Source organism: Amycolatopsis sp. NPDC104587, assembly GCF_055583645.1.
Window position 1 is genome coordinate 161309 of sequence record NZ_JBVJNO010000011.1, and the last position, 17599, is coordinate 178907.

General features: G+C 73.2%; 2 protein-coding genes. Both read right to left on the reverse strand.

The annotated features are described in order from the left end of the window. Window position 1: 1 nt before the first annotated feature. A complete protein-coding gene (locus ACZ61C_RS31760; RefSeq protein ID WP_465311541.1) occupies window positions 2–6094 on the reverse strand; it encodes an SDR family NAD(P)-dependent oxidoreductase in 6093 nt (2030 codons plus the stop codon). After that, on the reverse strand, window positions 6091–17343 hold the full coding sequence (locus tag ACZ61C_RS31765) for an SDR family NAD(P)-dependent oxidoreductase (RefSeq protein ID WP_465311753.1): 11253 nt from the start codon (window positions 17341–17343) through the stop codon (window positions 6091–6093). Before ACZ61C_RS31765 ends, ACZ61C_RS31760 begins: the two co-directional genes overlap by 4 nt. Window positions 17344–17599 lie beyond the last annotated feature (256 nt).

Here is a 17599-nt window from a genome sequence, read left to right on the forward strand (position 1 = left end):
GTCAGGACCTTCCGAATTCCTTGGCGATGATGTCGAGCAGTTCGTCGGCCGAGGCGTCGTCGACGTCGTCCCCGGTCTCCTCGGTGCTGCCGGCCCAGCGGTCGAGCAGCGCCCGCAGCCGCGTGGTGATCTCCTCGCGGTCCTCGTCGGCGGCGCCGCCCAGCGCGGCTTCGAGCGCGTCGAGCCGGGCCAGCACCGGCGAACCGCCCGCGGCCTGGTCCGGCGCCAGCTCGGTGTGGAGCAGCCGGGCGACGTGCCGCGGGGTCGGGTGGTCGTAGATCAAGGTCGCGGGCAGCCGCACGCCGGTCCGCGTGTTCAGCCGGTTCCGCAGCTCGACCGCGGTGAGCGAGTCGAACCCCTGGGTCTTGAACGGCTGGTCGAGGTCGGCCGCGTGCTCCTCGGCGTGCCCCAGCACGTGGTTGACCTGCGCCGCCACGATCGTCTCCAGCAGGTGCAGCTGCTGCTCCGCGGTGAGCGCGGCGAGCTGCCCGTCCAGACCGGTCGTCGTCACGGCGGTGTGCGCGCTGGACCGCGCCGCCTTGGTCAGCGCGCGGAACAGTGGCTCCGGCTGAGCGCCGACGGTCAGCGCGATCGGCACGTAGTGCGGGTGCGTCGAGGTCATCGCCGCGTCCAGCAGGCCGAGGGCGTGTTCGGCCGACAGCGGGCGCATGCCGTCGGCAGCCATCCTCGATCGCTCGCCTTCGCTGAGGTGCCCGGTCATGCCGGACGCGTTGTCCCACAACCCCCAGGACAGCGAAAGCCCCGGCAGGCCCTCCTCACGGCGTCGGCGGGCCAGCTCGTCCAGGAAGGTGTTGGCGGCCGCGTAGTTGGCCTGTCCGGCGTCACCCAGCACCCCGGCCGCGGAGGAGAACAGCACGAAGTGCGACAGCCCGAGGTCTCGCGTCGCCTCGTGCAGGTGGGTGCCCGCGACCACCTTGGGGCGCAGCACCTTCGTCACCTGCTCGGGCGTGAGGTTGACCGACAGTGCGTCGTCGAGGACCCCGGCCGTGTGGAACACCGCGCCCAGCCGCGGGTACCGGGCGACGAGCGTGTCGACGGCGGCCCGCTCGGCGACGTCACACGCGACGATGTCGACGAACTCGGCGCCCAGTGAAAGAAGCTCACCCTCGAGTCCCGCGGCGGCTTCCGACCCGCGACGCGAGGTGAGGACCAGGTGCTGCACGCCGTGCCGCGTGACGAGGTGCCGGGCCAGTAGCGCGCCGAGCGTGCCGGTGCCGCCGGTGACCAGCACCGGACGGGCCGGGTCGAGCGGCTCGGGCAGGGTCAGCGCGACCTTGCCGACGTGCCGGGCCGCCTGCACGAACCGCAGCGCCTGCCGTGCCTGCTGCATGGGCCACGTCTTCACCGGCAACGGCGTGAGCACTCCGGTGCTGAACAGCGTGTGCAACTCGGTCAGGATCTCGTGGAGCCGGTCCGGCCCGGCCTCGATGAGGTCGAACGCCCGGTAGGACACGCCGTTGTGGTCGGCGGCGACGGTTTCCGGGTCGCGGACGTCGGTCTTGCCCATGTCGACGAACCGGCCGCCGGACCGCAAAAGCCGCAGCGACGCGTCGGTGTGCTCGTGCGCGAGGGAGTTCAGGACGACGTCGAGACCGCCGGCCACCTCACGGAAGTCGGCTTCGAAGTCGAGGGCCCGCGAACTGGCGATCCGGTCGAGAGGGACGTCGAGGGCACGCAGGGTCTCCCACTTCGCCGGGGACGCCGTGGTGAACACCTCCGCGCCCCAGTGCCGGGCCAGCTGCAGCGCGGCCATGCCGACCCCGCCGGTCGCGGTGTGGATCAGCACCTGCTCCCCCGCCGTCAGCTTGGCGAGGTCGGCCAGGGCGTAGAACGCCGTGAGGAACACGACCGGGGTCGCGCCGGCCTGCTCGAACGTCCAGCCGTCGGGGACGGGGACGACCAGCCGCGCGTCGGTGACGGCGAGGGCGCCGAAGGTGGCGCACTCGGTGAACATGCCCATCACGGCGTCGCCGACGCGGACCCCGTCCACACCGGGGCCGACCTCGACCACCACACCGGCGGCTTCGCTGCCCAGCACCGCGTCCGGGTCCGGGTACATGCCCAGGCCCACCAGGACGTCCCGGAAGTTGACGCCCGCCGCGCGCACCCGGACCCGGACGTGCCCGGGATCCAGCGGCGCGGTGCCGACGTCGTAGGGCACCGGTTCGGCGTTGTTGCCGATCCTCCAGCCGCCGTCGGGAAGAGTGAGCTCGGCGCCGACACGGCCGAGGCGGGGCACCCGGGTTGTCCCGTCGAAGACCCCGGCGACGGGCTCGTCGGCGGCGAGGACGGCTTCGTCCACTTCGGACCCGTCGGTGACCAGCAGCGAGACCCGGCCCGGGAACTCGGCGGCGACCGTGCGGACCAGCCCCGGCAGGCCCGCGTTTTCGAGCGTGTCGGCGCCTTCGACGACCAGACGCGCCTCGCCCGGCTCGGCCAGCCACTCCTGGATGCGCCGCAACGTCGTCTCGATGACCTCGCTCGCGGTCAACCCACTGGGAACCGGCCACCGCACGATCTCGGCGGACGCCGAAGCCGGCGCGGGAGTCCAGTCCTGCCAGTCGACGCGGTACATCGTGTCGCGCAGCCGCACCGCGGGGCCGGCCGCCTGGGCGGGCCGGGAGACCAGCTCGTCGACCTGGGCGACCGGGGCGCCGGTGGGGTCGGCGGCGGTGATGGTGACGCCGTCCTCACCGGTCGGAGCCACGCGTACCCGCAGCGCGCGGGCGCCGGTGGCGAACACCGAGAACCCGCGCCAGGAGAACGGCAGCCGCGTGGTGCCGTCGCCGTCCAGCTCGGCGACCTGGACGGCCGCGTCGAGCAGCGCCGGGTGCACGACGAACCGGTCGGCGGCCTGACCGTCGGGCAGGACGACGTCGGCGAACAGCTCGTCACCGCGCCGCCACGCCCGCCGCAGGCCCTGGAACACCGGCCCGTAACCGAGCCCGGCTTCGGCCAGCGTGGGGTAGAACTGCGTCACGTCCACCGGCTGGGCGTCTCGCGGCGGCCACTCGGTGAGGCCGGTGTCGGCGGCCGCGGTGCCCTTGACCAGGGTGCCTTCCGCGTTCTGGACCCACTCGTCGTCGGTCCGGGAGTGCAGGGCGAAGGCGCAGCGGCCGGTCTCGTCCGGCTCGCGGACGGTGACCTGCACCTGGGCGGGCAGCACCAGCGGCGCGTGGTGGGTCAGCTCCTCGACGTGCGGGCAGCCCAGCTGGTCCCCGGCGTGGACCGCCATCTCCAGCATCGCCGCGCCCGGCAGGAGCACGCTGTCGCCGACGACGTGGTCGGCCAGCCACGGCTGCGCGGCCGTCGAGAGCCGTCCGGTCAGGTAGATCGCGCCGGAGTCGGCGGCGTGCAGGACGGCGCCGAGCAGGCCGTGCCCGGCGGGGCGCAGGCCGACAGCGGTCATGTCCTGAACGGCTTCGCCTTCCAGCCAGTACCGCTCGTGCTGGAAGGCGTAGGTGGGCAGCGGAACCCGGCGGGCGCCGTCGAACACCCGCGTCCAGTCGACGTCACCGCCGTGGACGTGCAGCTCGGCCAGCGCGGTCCGGAACCGAGGCTGACCGCCTTCGCGGCGCAGAGTCGACAGCACCGGAATCCCTTGCGCCGCTTCCTCCAGCGGGCCACCGAGCACCGGGTGCGGGCTGACCTCCAAGACGTGCGTGAAGCCCTGCTTCAGCGCCGCCACCACGGTCGGGAAGAACTTCACCTGGCTCTTGAGATTCTCCAGCCAGTACTCGCCGGTGAGGGTCGCCGTATCGGCTTCCTCACCGGACACCGTCGAGAAGAACGGGATCTCGGTGCTCTCCGGCGACACCGGCTTGAGATCGGCCAAGATCACCTCGGCGAGCTGTCCGACCTGCGGATGGTGCGAGGCATAAGAAACGTCGATGCGCCGATAGCTCTCACAGGTCGCGGCCAGTTCGTCCAAAGCGGACACCTCACCGGACACGATCACCTGGGCCGGGCCGTTCACCGCCGCCACCGCCAGCCGCTCGTCGATCAGCTCCGCGGCCTCCTCCGCCGTCACTCGCAGCGACGCCATCCCACCTAGACCCTCTAACGCCCGCAACGCCCTGGCACGAAGAGCAACGACCCTAGCGCCATCGCTAAGCGATAACGCACCTGAAACAGTCGCCGCGGCGATCTCACCCTGCGAATGGCCCACCACCCCGGCCGGCTCGACACCATAGGACCGCCAGAGTGCGGCGAGCGACACCATCACCGCCCACAACAGCGGCTGCACGACGTCGACCTGGCTGGTCTCCTCGGCCAGCTTGTCGAACAACGACCACTCGACGAACTCCGACAGCGCCGCGTCACACTCACGCAGACGCTCGGCGAAAACCGGCTCGCGCGACGCCAGCTCCAGTCCCATGTGGACCCACTGCGAGCCCTGGCCGGGAAACACCATCAGCACCCGGCTCGGCCCGCCTGAGCCGGAGCCGGTCAGCGAGAGGTCGGCCAACCCGGACAGCAGCTCGTCGCGGTCCGCGGCAAGCACGGCCCCGCGGTGGGCGAACCTGCTGCGGCCGGCCAGGGAGAACCCGAGGTCACCCAGCGCCACCTCCGGGTGGGCCAGGACGTGCTCACGCAGCCGCGAAGCCTGCTCCCGCAACGCCTCCGGCGTCTTGGCGTGCACCAGGAACGGCAGCGGACCCGGCACCTCGGACCGCTCGACCTCGGCCGGGGGCGCCTGCTCCAGGATCACGTGCGCGTTCGTCCCGCTGATGCCGAACGACGACACCCCGGCGCGCCGGGGACCGTCGGACTCCCACGGGCGGGCCTCCTGCAGCAGCTCGACACCACCGCCGTCCCACTCGATCTTGGACGACGGCGTCGACGCGTGCAGCGTCCGGGGCATGACCCCGGCCCGCAACGCCTGCACCACCTTGATCACGCCACCCATGCCCGCGGCGGCCTGGGAGTGGCCGATGTTCGACTTCAGCGACCCGAGCCACAGTGGACGGTCGGCCGCACGCTCGGCACCGTAGGTCGCTTGCAGCGCCTGGACTTCGATCGGGTCACCCAGGGCGGTGCCCGTGCCGTGCGCCTCCACGAGGTCGACGTCGGCGGGCGACAGCCGCGCGTCTTCGAGCGCCGCAGTGATGACACGCTGCTGCGAAGGGCCGTTCGGGGCGGAGAGCCCGTTGGACGCGCCGTCTTGGTTCACCGCCGAGCCGCGGACCACCGCGAGGATCTCCCGGCCGTTGCGGACGGCGTCGGAAAGCCGTTCCAGCAAGAGGAAACCGGCGCCTTCGGCCACCCCGAAGCCGTCGGCGGCCTCGGCGAACGCCTTGCTGCGGCCGTCGGGCGCGACCGCGCGCTGACGGCTGAAGTTCACGAACGAGCTTTCGCTCGCCATGACCGTGGCCCCGCCGGCCAGGGCGAGCGTGCAGTCGCGGTTGCGCAGGGCGCGCACGGCGAGGTTCAGCGCCACCAGCGACGACGAGCACGCCGTGTCGACCGACACCGCGGGCCCTTCCAGGCCGAGGGTGTAGGAGATCCGGCCGGACGCGACACTGCTCAGGTTCCCGTTGTCCACATAGCTTTCCAGCTCACCCGGCACCGACGGCAGCCGGTCGGCGTAGGAGCTGTGGATCACGCCGACGTACACGCCGGTGGGGCTGCCCTTGAGCGCGACCGGGTCGAGCCCGGCGTTCTCGAGGGTCTCCCAGGCGACCTCCAGGAGCTGCCGCTGCTGCGGGTCCATGGCCAGGGCTTCCCGAGGTGAGATCCCGAAGAACCCGGCGTCGAAGCCGTTGGAGCCGTGGAGGAACCCGCCGGTCTTGACGTAGGACTTCCCGGCCGCCTCGGGGTCGGGGTCGTACAGCGCGTCCGCGTCCCAGCCGCGGTCGGCGGGGAACTCGCCGATGACGTCCGCGCCGTCGGCGACCAGGCGCCAGAGGTCCGCCGCGGACCCGACGCCGCCCGGGAACCGGCAGCCCATCCCGACGATCGCCACCGGCTCGTGCGCGGCGGAGCGGAGCTGCTGGTTCTGCTGCCGCAGCCGTTCGGTCTCCTTGACCGACGCCCGGAGTGCGGCGACGACCTTCTCCTGAGGTGCAGTCATGAGTTCTCGGATCCCTCCATCGCCAACGCGATGAGTGCGTCGGTGTCCATGTCGTCCACGTTCGCCGTTGTGGTGGTGAAACCGCCGTCCGGCTCCTCGGCCAGGCTGAGCAGCGCGTCGAAGAGCCCGATCTCCCGGATCCGGGACACCGGCACGGCGGCGAGGATCTCCTGCAGCCGCCGCTTGTCCTCGTCGTCGGCCGACAGCGGCTCCTGCTCCGGCGCGAGCGTCCGGTGCAGCAGCTGCGTGATGTGCCGCGGGGTCGGGTGGTCGTAGATCAGCGTCGCCGGCAGGTGCGCCCCGGTCTGGGTGGTGAGCCGGTTGCGCAGCTCGACCGCCGTCAGCGAGTCGAAGCCCTGCACGGTGAACGGCTGGTCCGGGTCGACCGGGTGCTCCTCGACGTGCCCGAGCACGAGGTTGACCTGCGCGGCCACCAGCTTCTCCAGCAGCCGCAGCTGCTGTTCGGGGTTGAGCACCGCCAGCCGGTCGGCGAGCCCGTCGTCCGCGACGGCGGTCCCCGCGCGGGCCTGGGCCCGTTTCGGCTGCACCAGCGCCCGGAAGATCGGCTCGCGCTGCGTCCCGACGCTCAGCGAGATCGGGACGTAGTGCGGGTGTGTCGACGTCATCGCGACGTCCAGGAGCCCCAGCGCGTGGTCGGCCGAAAGCGCCCGCATGCCGTTCGCGGCCATCCGGTCGTGGTCGACCCCGCTGAGGTGCCCGGTCATCCCGGACTCGTCCGCCCACAGGCCCCACGACAGCGACAGCGCCGGCAGGCCGAGCGCCCGGCGTTCCGCGGCCAGCTCGTCGAGGTAGGTGTTGGCCGCCGCGTAGTTGGCCTGCCCGGCGTCCCCGAGGACACCGGCGGCCGAGGAGAACAGCACGAAGTGCGACAGCCCCATGTCCAGGGTCAGCTCGTGCAGGTAGGTCGCCGCCTGGACCTTCGGCGCCAGCACCCGGCGGACCTGCTCGGGCCCGAGGTTCACCGACAGGCCGTCGTCGAGCACCCCGGCCGTGTGGAACACCGCCCCGACCGGCCCGGTCTGCTCGAACAGCCCGGCCAGCGACTCGCGGTCGGCGACGTCGCAGGCGACCACGGCGACCGACTCCGCGCCGGCCGCCAGGAGCTCGTCACGCAGGTCCGCGGCGCCGACCGCGCCGAGGCCCCGGCGTGAGGTGAGCACCAGGTCCCGCACGCCGTACTCGGTGACGAGGTGCCGGGCCAGCAGCCCGCCGAGAGTGCCGGTGCCGCCGGTGACCAGCACCGGGCGGTCCGGGTCGAGCTCCTCCGGCAGGGTCAGCACGACCTTGCCGATCTGGCGCGCCTCCCGCACGAACCGCAGCGCGCGCCGGGCCTGCTGCATCGGCCACGCCTTGACCGGCAGCGGCAGCAGCACCCGCGCGGTGAACAGCTCGTGCAACGCGGTGAGGATGTCGTGGATCCGGTCGGGCCCGGCTTCGATCAGGTCGAACGCCCGGTACCGGACACCCCGGTGCTCCTTCGCGACGACGTCCGGGTCGCGGACGTCGGTCTTGCCCATGTCGACGAACCGGCCGCCGCGCGGCAGCAGCCGCAGCGACGCGTCGGTCTGCTCGTTGGCCAGCGAGTTCAGCACGACGTCCATGCCCGCGCCGCGCGTGGCCGCGAGGAACTCCGCCTCGAAGTCCGCGGTCCGCGAGCTGGCCATCCGCTCCCGCGGAACGCCGAGTGTGCGCAGCACCGGCCACTTGCCCGGGTGGGCGGTCGTGAACACTTCCGCGCCCCAGTACTGGGCCAGCTGCAACGCCGCCATGCCGACACCGCCGGTCGCGGTGTGGATCAGGATCCGCTTGCCGGTGGCGAGCTTGCCGAGGTCGTGGAGCGCGTAGAAGGCGGTCAGGAACACGACCGGGGCCGCGCCCGCCTGCTCGAACGACCAGCCTTCGGGCACCGGGACGACCATCCGCGCGTCGGTCACCGCGTGCGAGCCGAAACCGGAGCATTCGGTGAACAGGCCCATCACGGCGTCGCCGGGTTCGACCGAGCGCACGTCCGCGCCGACTTCCAGCACCAGGCCGGCGGCCTCGCTGCCCATCATCGCGCCCGCGTCGGGGTACATGCCCAGGCTGATCAGCACGTCCCGGAAGTTGACCCCGGCGGCGCGCACGGCGACGCGGACCTCGTTCGGCCCGAGCTCGGCCGTGGCCGCGTCGGACGGCACCAGGCCGACACCGTCGAGCGTGCCGCGCCCGTCGGAGGCGACGGACCAGGCTTCGCCGTCCGGGATGGCCAGCTCCGAGATCGTCCGCTCGAGGCGCGGCACGCGGACGACGCCGTCACGCACACCCACCACGTTCTCGTCGGTGGCCAGCACCGCCATCAGCGCCGCGACGTCGACCGTGCCCTTGCCCCGGACGTCGAGCAGCACCAGGCGGTCCGGGAACTCCATGGTCATCGACCGGATCAGGCCGCCGATGCCGGCGACGGCCAGGCCGCCCCAGCACACCACGACCAGCCGGGTGCGCTCGGACTGCGGCAGCGCGAGCCACCGCTTCAGGCGCATCAGGACCGCTTCGACCAGCCGGCCCGCGGTGTCGGCGAGCGCCGGGCCGTCGTCGAGGTCGACGGGACGGCGAAGCAGCGACGCGGTGTCCCACAGCACCAGGTCCGGCGTCTCGCGCGTGACGGCGACCTCGTCCCAGCCGCGGTAGAGCACGGGCTCGCACCCGGCCTCGGCGAACCAGGACCGCAGGCCGCTCGTGTCGTCGAGCACCCCGAAAGCCGGCTTGTCGACAACCGTCGTCGACCCGCTCTCGGCCGTCCACTCCGGCCAGTCGAGCTGGAACAGGCTGTCGCGGATGTTGACGAACTGCGACAGCGCCTGCGGCGGCAGGGCCCGCGAGACCAGCGCGCGGACGTCGAGCACCGGGGCGCCAGCGCCGTCGAACGCGCTGATGGTGACGGTGTCGTCCGCGCCGCCGGTGATGCGGACCCGCAGCCGCCGGGCGCCGCTCGCGTGCACGGTGACGCCCTGCCAGGAGAACGGGATCGCGGTGTCGTCACCGGGGTTCGCCAGGCTGATGACGTGCAGCGAGGCGTCGAGCAGCGCCGGGTGGAGCAGGAAACCGTCCTCCTCCAGGCTTTCCGCCAGGCTGACTTCGGCGTACAGCGCGTCGCCGTCGCGCCACGCGGCTTCGAGGCCCTGGAACAGCGTCCCGTAGGCGTATCCCTGGCCGGCGAGGACGTGATACGCGTTCTCGGTCTCGATCCGCTTCGCGCCTTCCGGCGGCCAGGTGGCCGGGGCCTGCGGCCGTTCCGGCGTCTCACGGCACAGCAGGCCGGACGCGTGCAGTTCCCACTCGCCGTCCTCTTCGGGACGCGAGTGCAGGGTCAGGCCGCAGCGGCCGTCGTCGTCGGGAGCGGTCACCATCAGCTGGACGACCACGGATCCCGCGCGCGGCAGCAGGAGCGGCGCGTGGTGGGTGAGCTCCTCCAGGTGCGGGCAGCCGATCTGGTCCCCGGCGTGCACGGCCATGTCGACCATCGCCGCGCCGGGCAGCAGCGGCGTGTCACCGAGCGCGTGGTCGGCCAGCCACGGCTGAGCGGCCAGGGACAGCCGCCCGCTGAGGTAGACCGTGCCGTCGCCGGCGGCGTGCATGACCGCGCCGAGCAGCCCGTGCCCGGCCGGGCTCAACCCGACCGTGCCGACGTCCTGGGCGCCTTGACGGGCCTCCAGCCAGTAGCGCTCGTGCTGGAAGGCGTACGTCGGCAGCGGCACCCGCCGCGCGCCGGCGTCGAGGTACAGCTCGGTCCAGTCGAGGCTGCCCTGGCCGACGGTGAACTCGGCCACCGACGTCAGGAACCGGCTCGGCCCGCCGTCACCACGGCGCAGCGTCGAGAGCACCGGAATGCCCTGCGCCGCTTCTTCCAGGGGTGCGCCGAGCACCGGGTGCGGGCTGATCTCCAGCACGTGCGTGAAGCCGTTCTTGAGCGCTTCGACGACGGTCGGGAAGAACCGGACCTGGCTCTTCAGGTTCTCCAGCCAGTACTCGCCGGTCAGCGCCGTGGTGTCGATCGCTTCACCGGAAACCGTGGAGTAGAAGGGGATCTCGGTCGTCGTCGGGGTCACGGGGGCGAGGTCGCCGAGGATGACGTCGGCGAGCTGCCCGACCTGCGGGTGGTGCGACGCGTACGAAACGCCGATCCGGCGGTAGTGCGCGCCTTCCTTCTCACAGCGCGTCGCGAGTTCGTCGAGCGCGGTGACGTCACCGGACACGATCACCTGCGCCGGGCCGTTCACCGCCGCGACGGCGAGCTTGTCACCCCACGGCTTGATCAGCTCGGCGGCGCGTTCGGCGGACACGAGGATCGACGACATCCCGCCGATGCCTTCCAGGGCGATGAGCGCCCGGGCCCGGAGGGCGACCACCCGTGCGCCGTCTTGGAGAGAGAGCGCACCCGAGACGGTGGCGGCGGCGATCTCACCCTGGGAGTGACCCACCACCCCGGCCGGCTCGACACCGTAAGACCGCCAGAGGGCCGCGAGCGACACCATCATCGCCCACAACAGCGGCTGGACGACGTCGACCTGACCCAGCGCGGACTCGTCGGCGAGCTTGTCGAACAACGACCAGTCGACGAACTCCGACAGGGCCGCGTCACATTCGCGGAGGCGTTCGGCGAACACCGGCTCGTGCTCCGCCAGCTCCAGTCCCATGTGGACCCACTGAGAACCTTGACCCGGGAACACCATCAGCACCCGCGCGTCGGCCGAGCCGGAACCGGTCACCGCGGACTCCGCACCGGAGGCCAGTTCCGCGAGTCCACTCAGGAGCGCGTCCCGGTCCGCGGCGACGACCGCGCCGCGGTGCGCGAACCCGGTCCGGCCGGTGGCCAGGGAGTAGCCGATGTCGGCGACGGAGAACTCCGGGTGCGCCAGGACGTGCTCCCGCAGCCGGGAAGCCTGGTCCCGCAACGCTTCCGGGGTCTTCGCGTGCACGACGACCGGAAGCGGGCCCGCCGTCCCGCCGTCTCGCTCGGGGATGTCGGACGCCGGCGCCTCCTCGAGGATGATGTGGGCGTTCGTCCCGCTGATCCCGAAGGACGACACGCCCGCGCGACGCGGCTGGTCCGACGTCCAGGGGCGCGAATCCTGCAGCAGCTCGACACCGCCGCCGTCCCATTCGATCTTCGACGACGGCGTTCTCGCGTGCAGCGTGCGCGGCATCGTCTTGGCCCGCAGCGCCTGCACGACCTTGATCACCCCGCCGACCCCGGCGGCGGCCTGGGCGTGCCCGAGGTTCGACTTCAGCGAGCCCAGCCACAGCGGCCGGTCCTCGGCGCGCCCGGCGCCGTAGGTCGCCTGCAGCGCCTGGACCTCGATCGGGTCGCCCAGCGCGGTGCCGGTGCCGTGCGCCTCGACGAGGTCGACGTCGGCGGCGCCGAGCCCGGCGTCCGCCAGCGCGGCGGTGATGACCCGCTGCTGGGACGGGCCGTTCGGCGCGGTCATGCCGTTCGACGCGCCGTCGGAGTTGACCGCGGAACCCCGCAGCACGGCGAGGATCGGGTGCCCGTTGCGCTGCGCGTCGGAAAGCCGTTCCAGCACCAGCATGCCGACACCCTCGGCCCAGCCGGTGCCGTCGGCGTCGTCCGAGAACGCGCGGCAACGGCCGTCCGGGGCGAGGCCGCGCTGCCGGCTGAAGTCGACGAAGACCTCAGGCGTCGACAGCACGGTCACGCCACCGGCGAGGGCCATCGTGCATTCCCCGCGGCGCAGCGCCTGGGCGGCGAGGTGCAGCGAGACCAGCGAAGACGAGCACGCGGTGTCGACCGACATCGCGGGCCCTTCGAGACCGAGTGTGTAGGCGATGCGGCCGGTGAGCACACTGGCGGCGCTGCCGTTGCCGAGGAAACCTTCCAGCTCCTCGGGCACTTCACGCAGCCGCGCGGCGTGGTCGTGGTACATGATCCCGGCGAAGACGCCGGTGCGGCTGCCCTTGAGGCTGCCCGGGTCGATGCCCGCGTTTTCGAGGGCCTCCCAGGCGACCTCCATCAGCTGGCGCTGCTGCGGGTCCATGGCGAGGGCCTCGCGCGGCGAGATGCCGAAGAACCCGGCGTCGAACTCCAGCGCGTGCGGGAGGAAGGCGCCGTGGCGCACGTACATCTTGCCGGGCGCGGCCGGGTCGGGGTCGTAGAGCGCGTCGAGGTCCCAGCCGCGGTCGTCGGGGAAGTCGCCGATCGCGTCGGCGCCCTCCGAGACCAGCCGCCACAGGCCGTCCGCGTCGGTGACCCCGCCGGGGTACCGGCAGCCGATGCCGACGATCGCGACCGGCTCGTCCACGACCTTCGCCGACACGGGCGCGGCCACCGCGCGGCTCCCCTCGGCGAGGTGGGCGGCCAGCGCGGCGGGGGTCGGGTAGTCGAAGATCAGCGTCGCGGGCAGCCGGCGGCCGAGGGCCGTGCCGAGGCGGTTGCGCAGCTCGACGGCGGTCAGCGAGTCGAACCCGAGCTCGGTGAAGGCCTGGTCGACCTCGACGGCGTCCGGCGCGGAGTGGCCCAGCACCGCGGCGACGTGCTCCCGCACCAGGCCGGTGAGGTCCGCGGCCGGCGCCGCGGCGACCGGCGCGAGCTTCGGCGTGGGCCGCACCAGCCCGCGCAGCAGCGGGACGACGTCGTCCTTGGCCCGGAGCGCCGGGTAGTCCAGGATCACCGGCGCCACCACGGGTTCCGCCGTGGCGAGGGCGGCGTCGAGCATCATCAGCGCACGGTCCGTGGGCAGCGGGGCGATCCCCGAGCGGCGTAGACGCGCGTGGTCGGCTTCGCTGAGCTTTGCGGTCAGGCCACTGGCTTCTTCCCAGAGGCCCCACTGCAGGGACAGCGCGGGCAGCCCGGTCGCGTGCCGGTGCTGGGCGAGCGCGTCCAGGAAGGTGTTGGCCGCGGCGTAGTTCGCCTGGCCCGCGCCGCCGAACAGAGCGGCGGAGGAGGAGAACAGCACAAACGCGTCGAGCGGCCGGTCGAGGGTCAGCTCGTGGAGGTGGACAGCGGCGTCGACCTTCGGGGTGAGCACCTTCGCCACCCGCTCGGCGGTGAGCGAACCGAGCACGCCGTCGTCGAGCACCCCGGCGGCGTGGATCACGGCGGTGAGCCGCGGGATGCCGTCGAGGACGGCGGCGAGGGCGTCACGGTCGGCGGCGTCGCAGGCGACCACGGTGACGTCGGCGTCGAGACCGGTCAGGTCCGCTTTGCCTGAGCGGGAAAGCAGGACCAGGCGCCGGACGCCGTGGCGGCGCACGAGGTGCCGGGCGACCAGGCCGCCGAGCACACCGGTGCCGCCGGTGATGAGCACGGTGCCCTCGGGGTCGAGGGTGACCGTGTCCATTGTGGACGTCATGCCGAGCCGGGGCACCAAGGCGACGCCGTCACGCAGGGCGAGTTCGGTCTCCCCCGCGGCCACGGCGGCCGCGACGGCGGCGGGCAACGCGGTCCGGCTCGCGGGGGTGCCGTCGGTGTCGACGAGCACGATCCGGCCGGCCTCCTCGTCCTGCGCCGACCGCACGAGACCCGGGACGGTCGCCTGCGCGAGTCCGGGCACGGCGTCCCCGCCCGCGACGGCGAGCGCGCCGGTGGTCTGCACGACCAGGCGGGCGGCCGCGGTGGTGCCGAGCCAGGTGGTGAGCAGGGCCAGGACGTCGGCGGTGGTGGCGTGGGCGGCCGCGGCTGCAGTTCCGGTCGAGGTGACCGGGGCGAGCACGAAGTCCGGGAGCTCGGACAGCAGCAGCGCGGGCAGGTCCGGGTGCGCGGGCTCGCCGAGCACCGCCCAGGTGCCGGTGGCCGCGTCGGCCGTCAACGGGACCCAGTGGGTGGTGAACAGCGAGTCGGCCACCGCGGAGGCCGGACGCAGGGTCAGCGCCTCGACGGTCGCGATCGGAGTGCCTTCGAGGTCGGCGATGGTCAGGGCGACGGTGTCGTCGCCGGTCCGGGTCAGCCGGACACGGGCGCGGGTGGCGCCGGTCGCGTGCACGGTGACGCCGCTCCACGAGAACGGCAGCCAGGCGCGGCCGTCACCACCGAAGGCGCCTTCGAACAGCTCGAGGGCGTGCAGGGCGGCGTCCGACAGCGCCGGGTGCAGCGCGAAGCCGCCTGGAACCCCTTCGGGCAGCACAACTTCGGCGACGACGTCGTCTCCGGCGAGCCAGGCGGCGGCCAGGCCGCGGAAGGCGGGACCGTAACCGAGCCCGGTCTCGGCGAGCCTCGGGTAGACGTCGCCGATATCGACGGCTCCGGTTTCGGGCCGGGGGACGTTGTTCTTCGCGGCGACCGGCGCGACGGCGAGCGCGCCGGAAGCGTGGTGCGTCCAGGGGCCCTCGTGTCGCGAGTGGACGGTGAAGGGCCGGGTGCCCTGGGCGTCCGGCTCACCGACGGTGACCTGGACGTCGACCCCGGCGTCGTCCGGCAGGACGAGGGGCGCGTGCAGGGTCAGCTCGGCCACGGTGCGGCAGCCCGCGTGGGTGCCGGCCTGGACGGCCAGCTCGAGGAACGCGGTGCCGGGCAGGACGACGGCGCCGTGGACGCGGTGGTCGCCGAGCCAGGGGTGGGTGGTCAGCGCGAGCCGGCCGGTGAGCGTCACCTCGTCCTTGGCGGCGTGGGTGAGCACGGTCTCGACCAGCCCGGTGTCGCGGCGGGTGGCGTCGAGCCAGAAGCGTTCACGCTGGAAGGCGTAACCCGGCAGCCTTACGTGCCGGACGTCACGGTCCAGGTAGAAGGCGCGCCAGTCGACGTCCGCGCCGTGGGCGGCGAGCGTCGCGAGTGCTTCGGCGGGATCGGTGGTCCCGCCGAGTTCGAGCACGGCGCGCACGCCGTGCCGGTCCAGCCAGCCGGCTTCCGGCTGGACCGGCTCCGCGAGCCGCGTCCAGTGCCCGGCGGTGGCGAGTTCGGTCGCCTCCACCGGGTCACCGGTCACGACGTCGAGCACCGGCCTTCGCTGGGGATCGAAGGTCAGTGCTCGAACGAGCCTCCGCAGCTCGTCTTCTCCCGCGCCGCGGGCCAGGGTCCCGGCCAGCGCGCAGGCGTCCGCAAGCGAAAGCACCCCGGCGCCGTGCGCCGCGGCGACCTCGCCGATCCCGAGCCCGGCGACCAGGTCGCCGGGCAGGCCCCAGGACTCGAACAGCCGGTAGCGCGCGACGTCCACGGCGAAGGCCGCGGAGACGGCGTACTCGGGCCGCGCGAGCTCGGGCGCCGCGGACAGCAACGCGCCGAGCAGGGGGGTGCCGAGGTGCAGGTTCAGGTGGCCGCAGGCGTCGGCGAGAGCCTCGGCGAACATGGGGTAGGTGCGGCAGAGGTCGCGGACGTTGGGCGGCAGTTCGCCCTTCAGCAGGACGGCGAGGCCGCCATCGGTGGTCTTGCCGCGGACCAGGCCGGGGGTGTCTTCGCCGGCGATGAGGGCTTCGAGCTGGGCGCGCGCTTCGGCCGGGTCGGCGGCGACGAGGACGGCGCGGTGTTTGAGGGCGGCACGGGTGGTGCCGAGGGCCGCGCCGAGGTCGGCCAGGGGGTGGCGGTCGAGGTGGTCGAGGAGGGCTTCGGCTTGGCCGCGCAGGGCTGCCGGGGTTTTGGCGGAGATCGGGAGGAGGAAGGGCCCGGCGGGCTGGTCAGGTGCGAATACCGAGTCCTCCGGCGCTCCCTCCAGGATCACGTGGGCGTTCGTCCCGCTCATCCCGAACGACGACACCCCCGCCCGCCGGGGACGGCCCGTCTCCGGCCACGCGCGCTCGCCCGTCAGCAGCGAAACCCCGCCACCCGCCCAGTTCACGTGCGGCGTCGGCTCCTCGACGTGCAGCGTCCGCGGCAACGTCCCCGCCCGCATCGCCAGCACCATCTTGACCACCCCGGCCAGCCCGGCCGCTGCCTGGGTGTGGCCGATGTTGGACTTCACCGAACCCAGCCACAGCGGCTGCTCCGGCGACCGGCCCGCGCCGTAAACCGCCTGCAGGGCCTGGGCCTCGATCGGGTCGCCCAGCAGCGTCGCCGTGCCGTGGGCCTCGACCGCGTCGACCTCCGCCGCCGGCAGGCCCGCGTCGGCCAGGGCCTGCTCGATCACCTTCTGCTGGGCCGGGCCGCTGGGGGCCGTCAAACCATTGCTCGCGCCGTCTTGGTTGACCGCGGTGCCGCTCACCACCGCCAGCACGCGGTTGCCCTGCGCACGCGCCTCCGACAACGGCTGCAGCACCACCGTCGCGACGCCCTCGGCCCAGCCCGTGCCACCCGCGTCGGCGGCGAAGGCCCGGCACCGGCCGTCCTCCGACAAAGCTCGCTGACGGCTGAACGACAGGAACCCGCCCGGGCTCGACAGCACCGCGACCCCCGACGCCAGCGCCAGCCCGCACTCGCCCCGCCGCAGCGCCTGCACGGCGAGGTGCAGCGCCACCAGCGAAGACGAACACGCCGTGTCCACCGTGATCGCGGGCCCTTCCAGGCCGAGCGTGTAGGCGACCCGGCCGGACGCGACACTCCCGGCGGTGCCGATGTCGAGGTACCCCTCGGCGCCGTCGGCGTCCTCGAGGCGGGGGCCGTAGTCCTGCGCCTCGGCGCCGACGTACACACCGGTGCGGCTGCCGCGCAGCCGCTGGGGGTTGATGCCCGCGTCTTCGAGCGCGTGCCAGCTGGTCTCCAGCAGCAGCCGCTGCTGCGGGTCCATCGCGACGGCTTCCCGCGGGTTGATGCCGAAGAACGCCGCGTCGAAGTCGGCGGCGTCGTGCAGGAACCCCCCTCGACGCGTGTACGTCGTGCCGGGGCGGTCCGGGTCGGCGTCGTAAAGCGCGTCGAGGTCCCAGCCGCGGTCGGCCGGGAAAGAAGACGTCGCGTCGCCGCCGTCGGACAGCAGCCGCCAGAACTCCTCGGGCGTGCGCACACCCCCGGGGAACCGGCAGCTCATGCCGACGATCGCGATCGGCTCGCCCTCCCACGACGGCAGCTCGGTCACCGGCGCCGGGGCCGAGCCCAGCAGCCGGTCCCGCAGGTACTCGGCGAGGCGCGCCGGCGTCGGGTGGTCGAAGGCGAGCGTCACCGGCAGGGCCAGCCCGGTCGCCTCGACGAGCCGCGCGTGCAGCGCGACCGCCGCGACCGAGTCCAGGCCGAGCTCCAGGAAGGAGCGGTGCTCGTCCGCGCCGCCGTCCGGCCAGTCCGCCAGCACCGCGGCCAAGTGCTCCCGGACGAATTCACCGAGGACACGGGAACGGTCGTAGGCGGAAAGGTCTCCGAGGTCCCGGATGGGGTTCACCATTTTTCCCTCGTTCTCCAGCGATCGTTTTCCCGACGGGAATTGGCGGGAATTCCCGCACCCTCTCGGGAGGCTACCGAGGCCCGAGGGCCGTCCCCACCCCTAAGCGCCCCTAGCCTGCGCCGGTCCGATGAGGGGCTGGACCTGCTGATGAGGCCCTCCGCCCACCCCTATCCGGGGTTAGGGGTGGCCGCCGCCGACCGGCCATTCCTATATTCGGACCATCTTGGCGCCTTCCCATTCCACCGAAAGGACG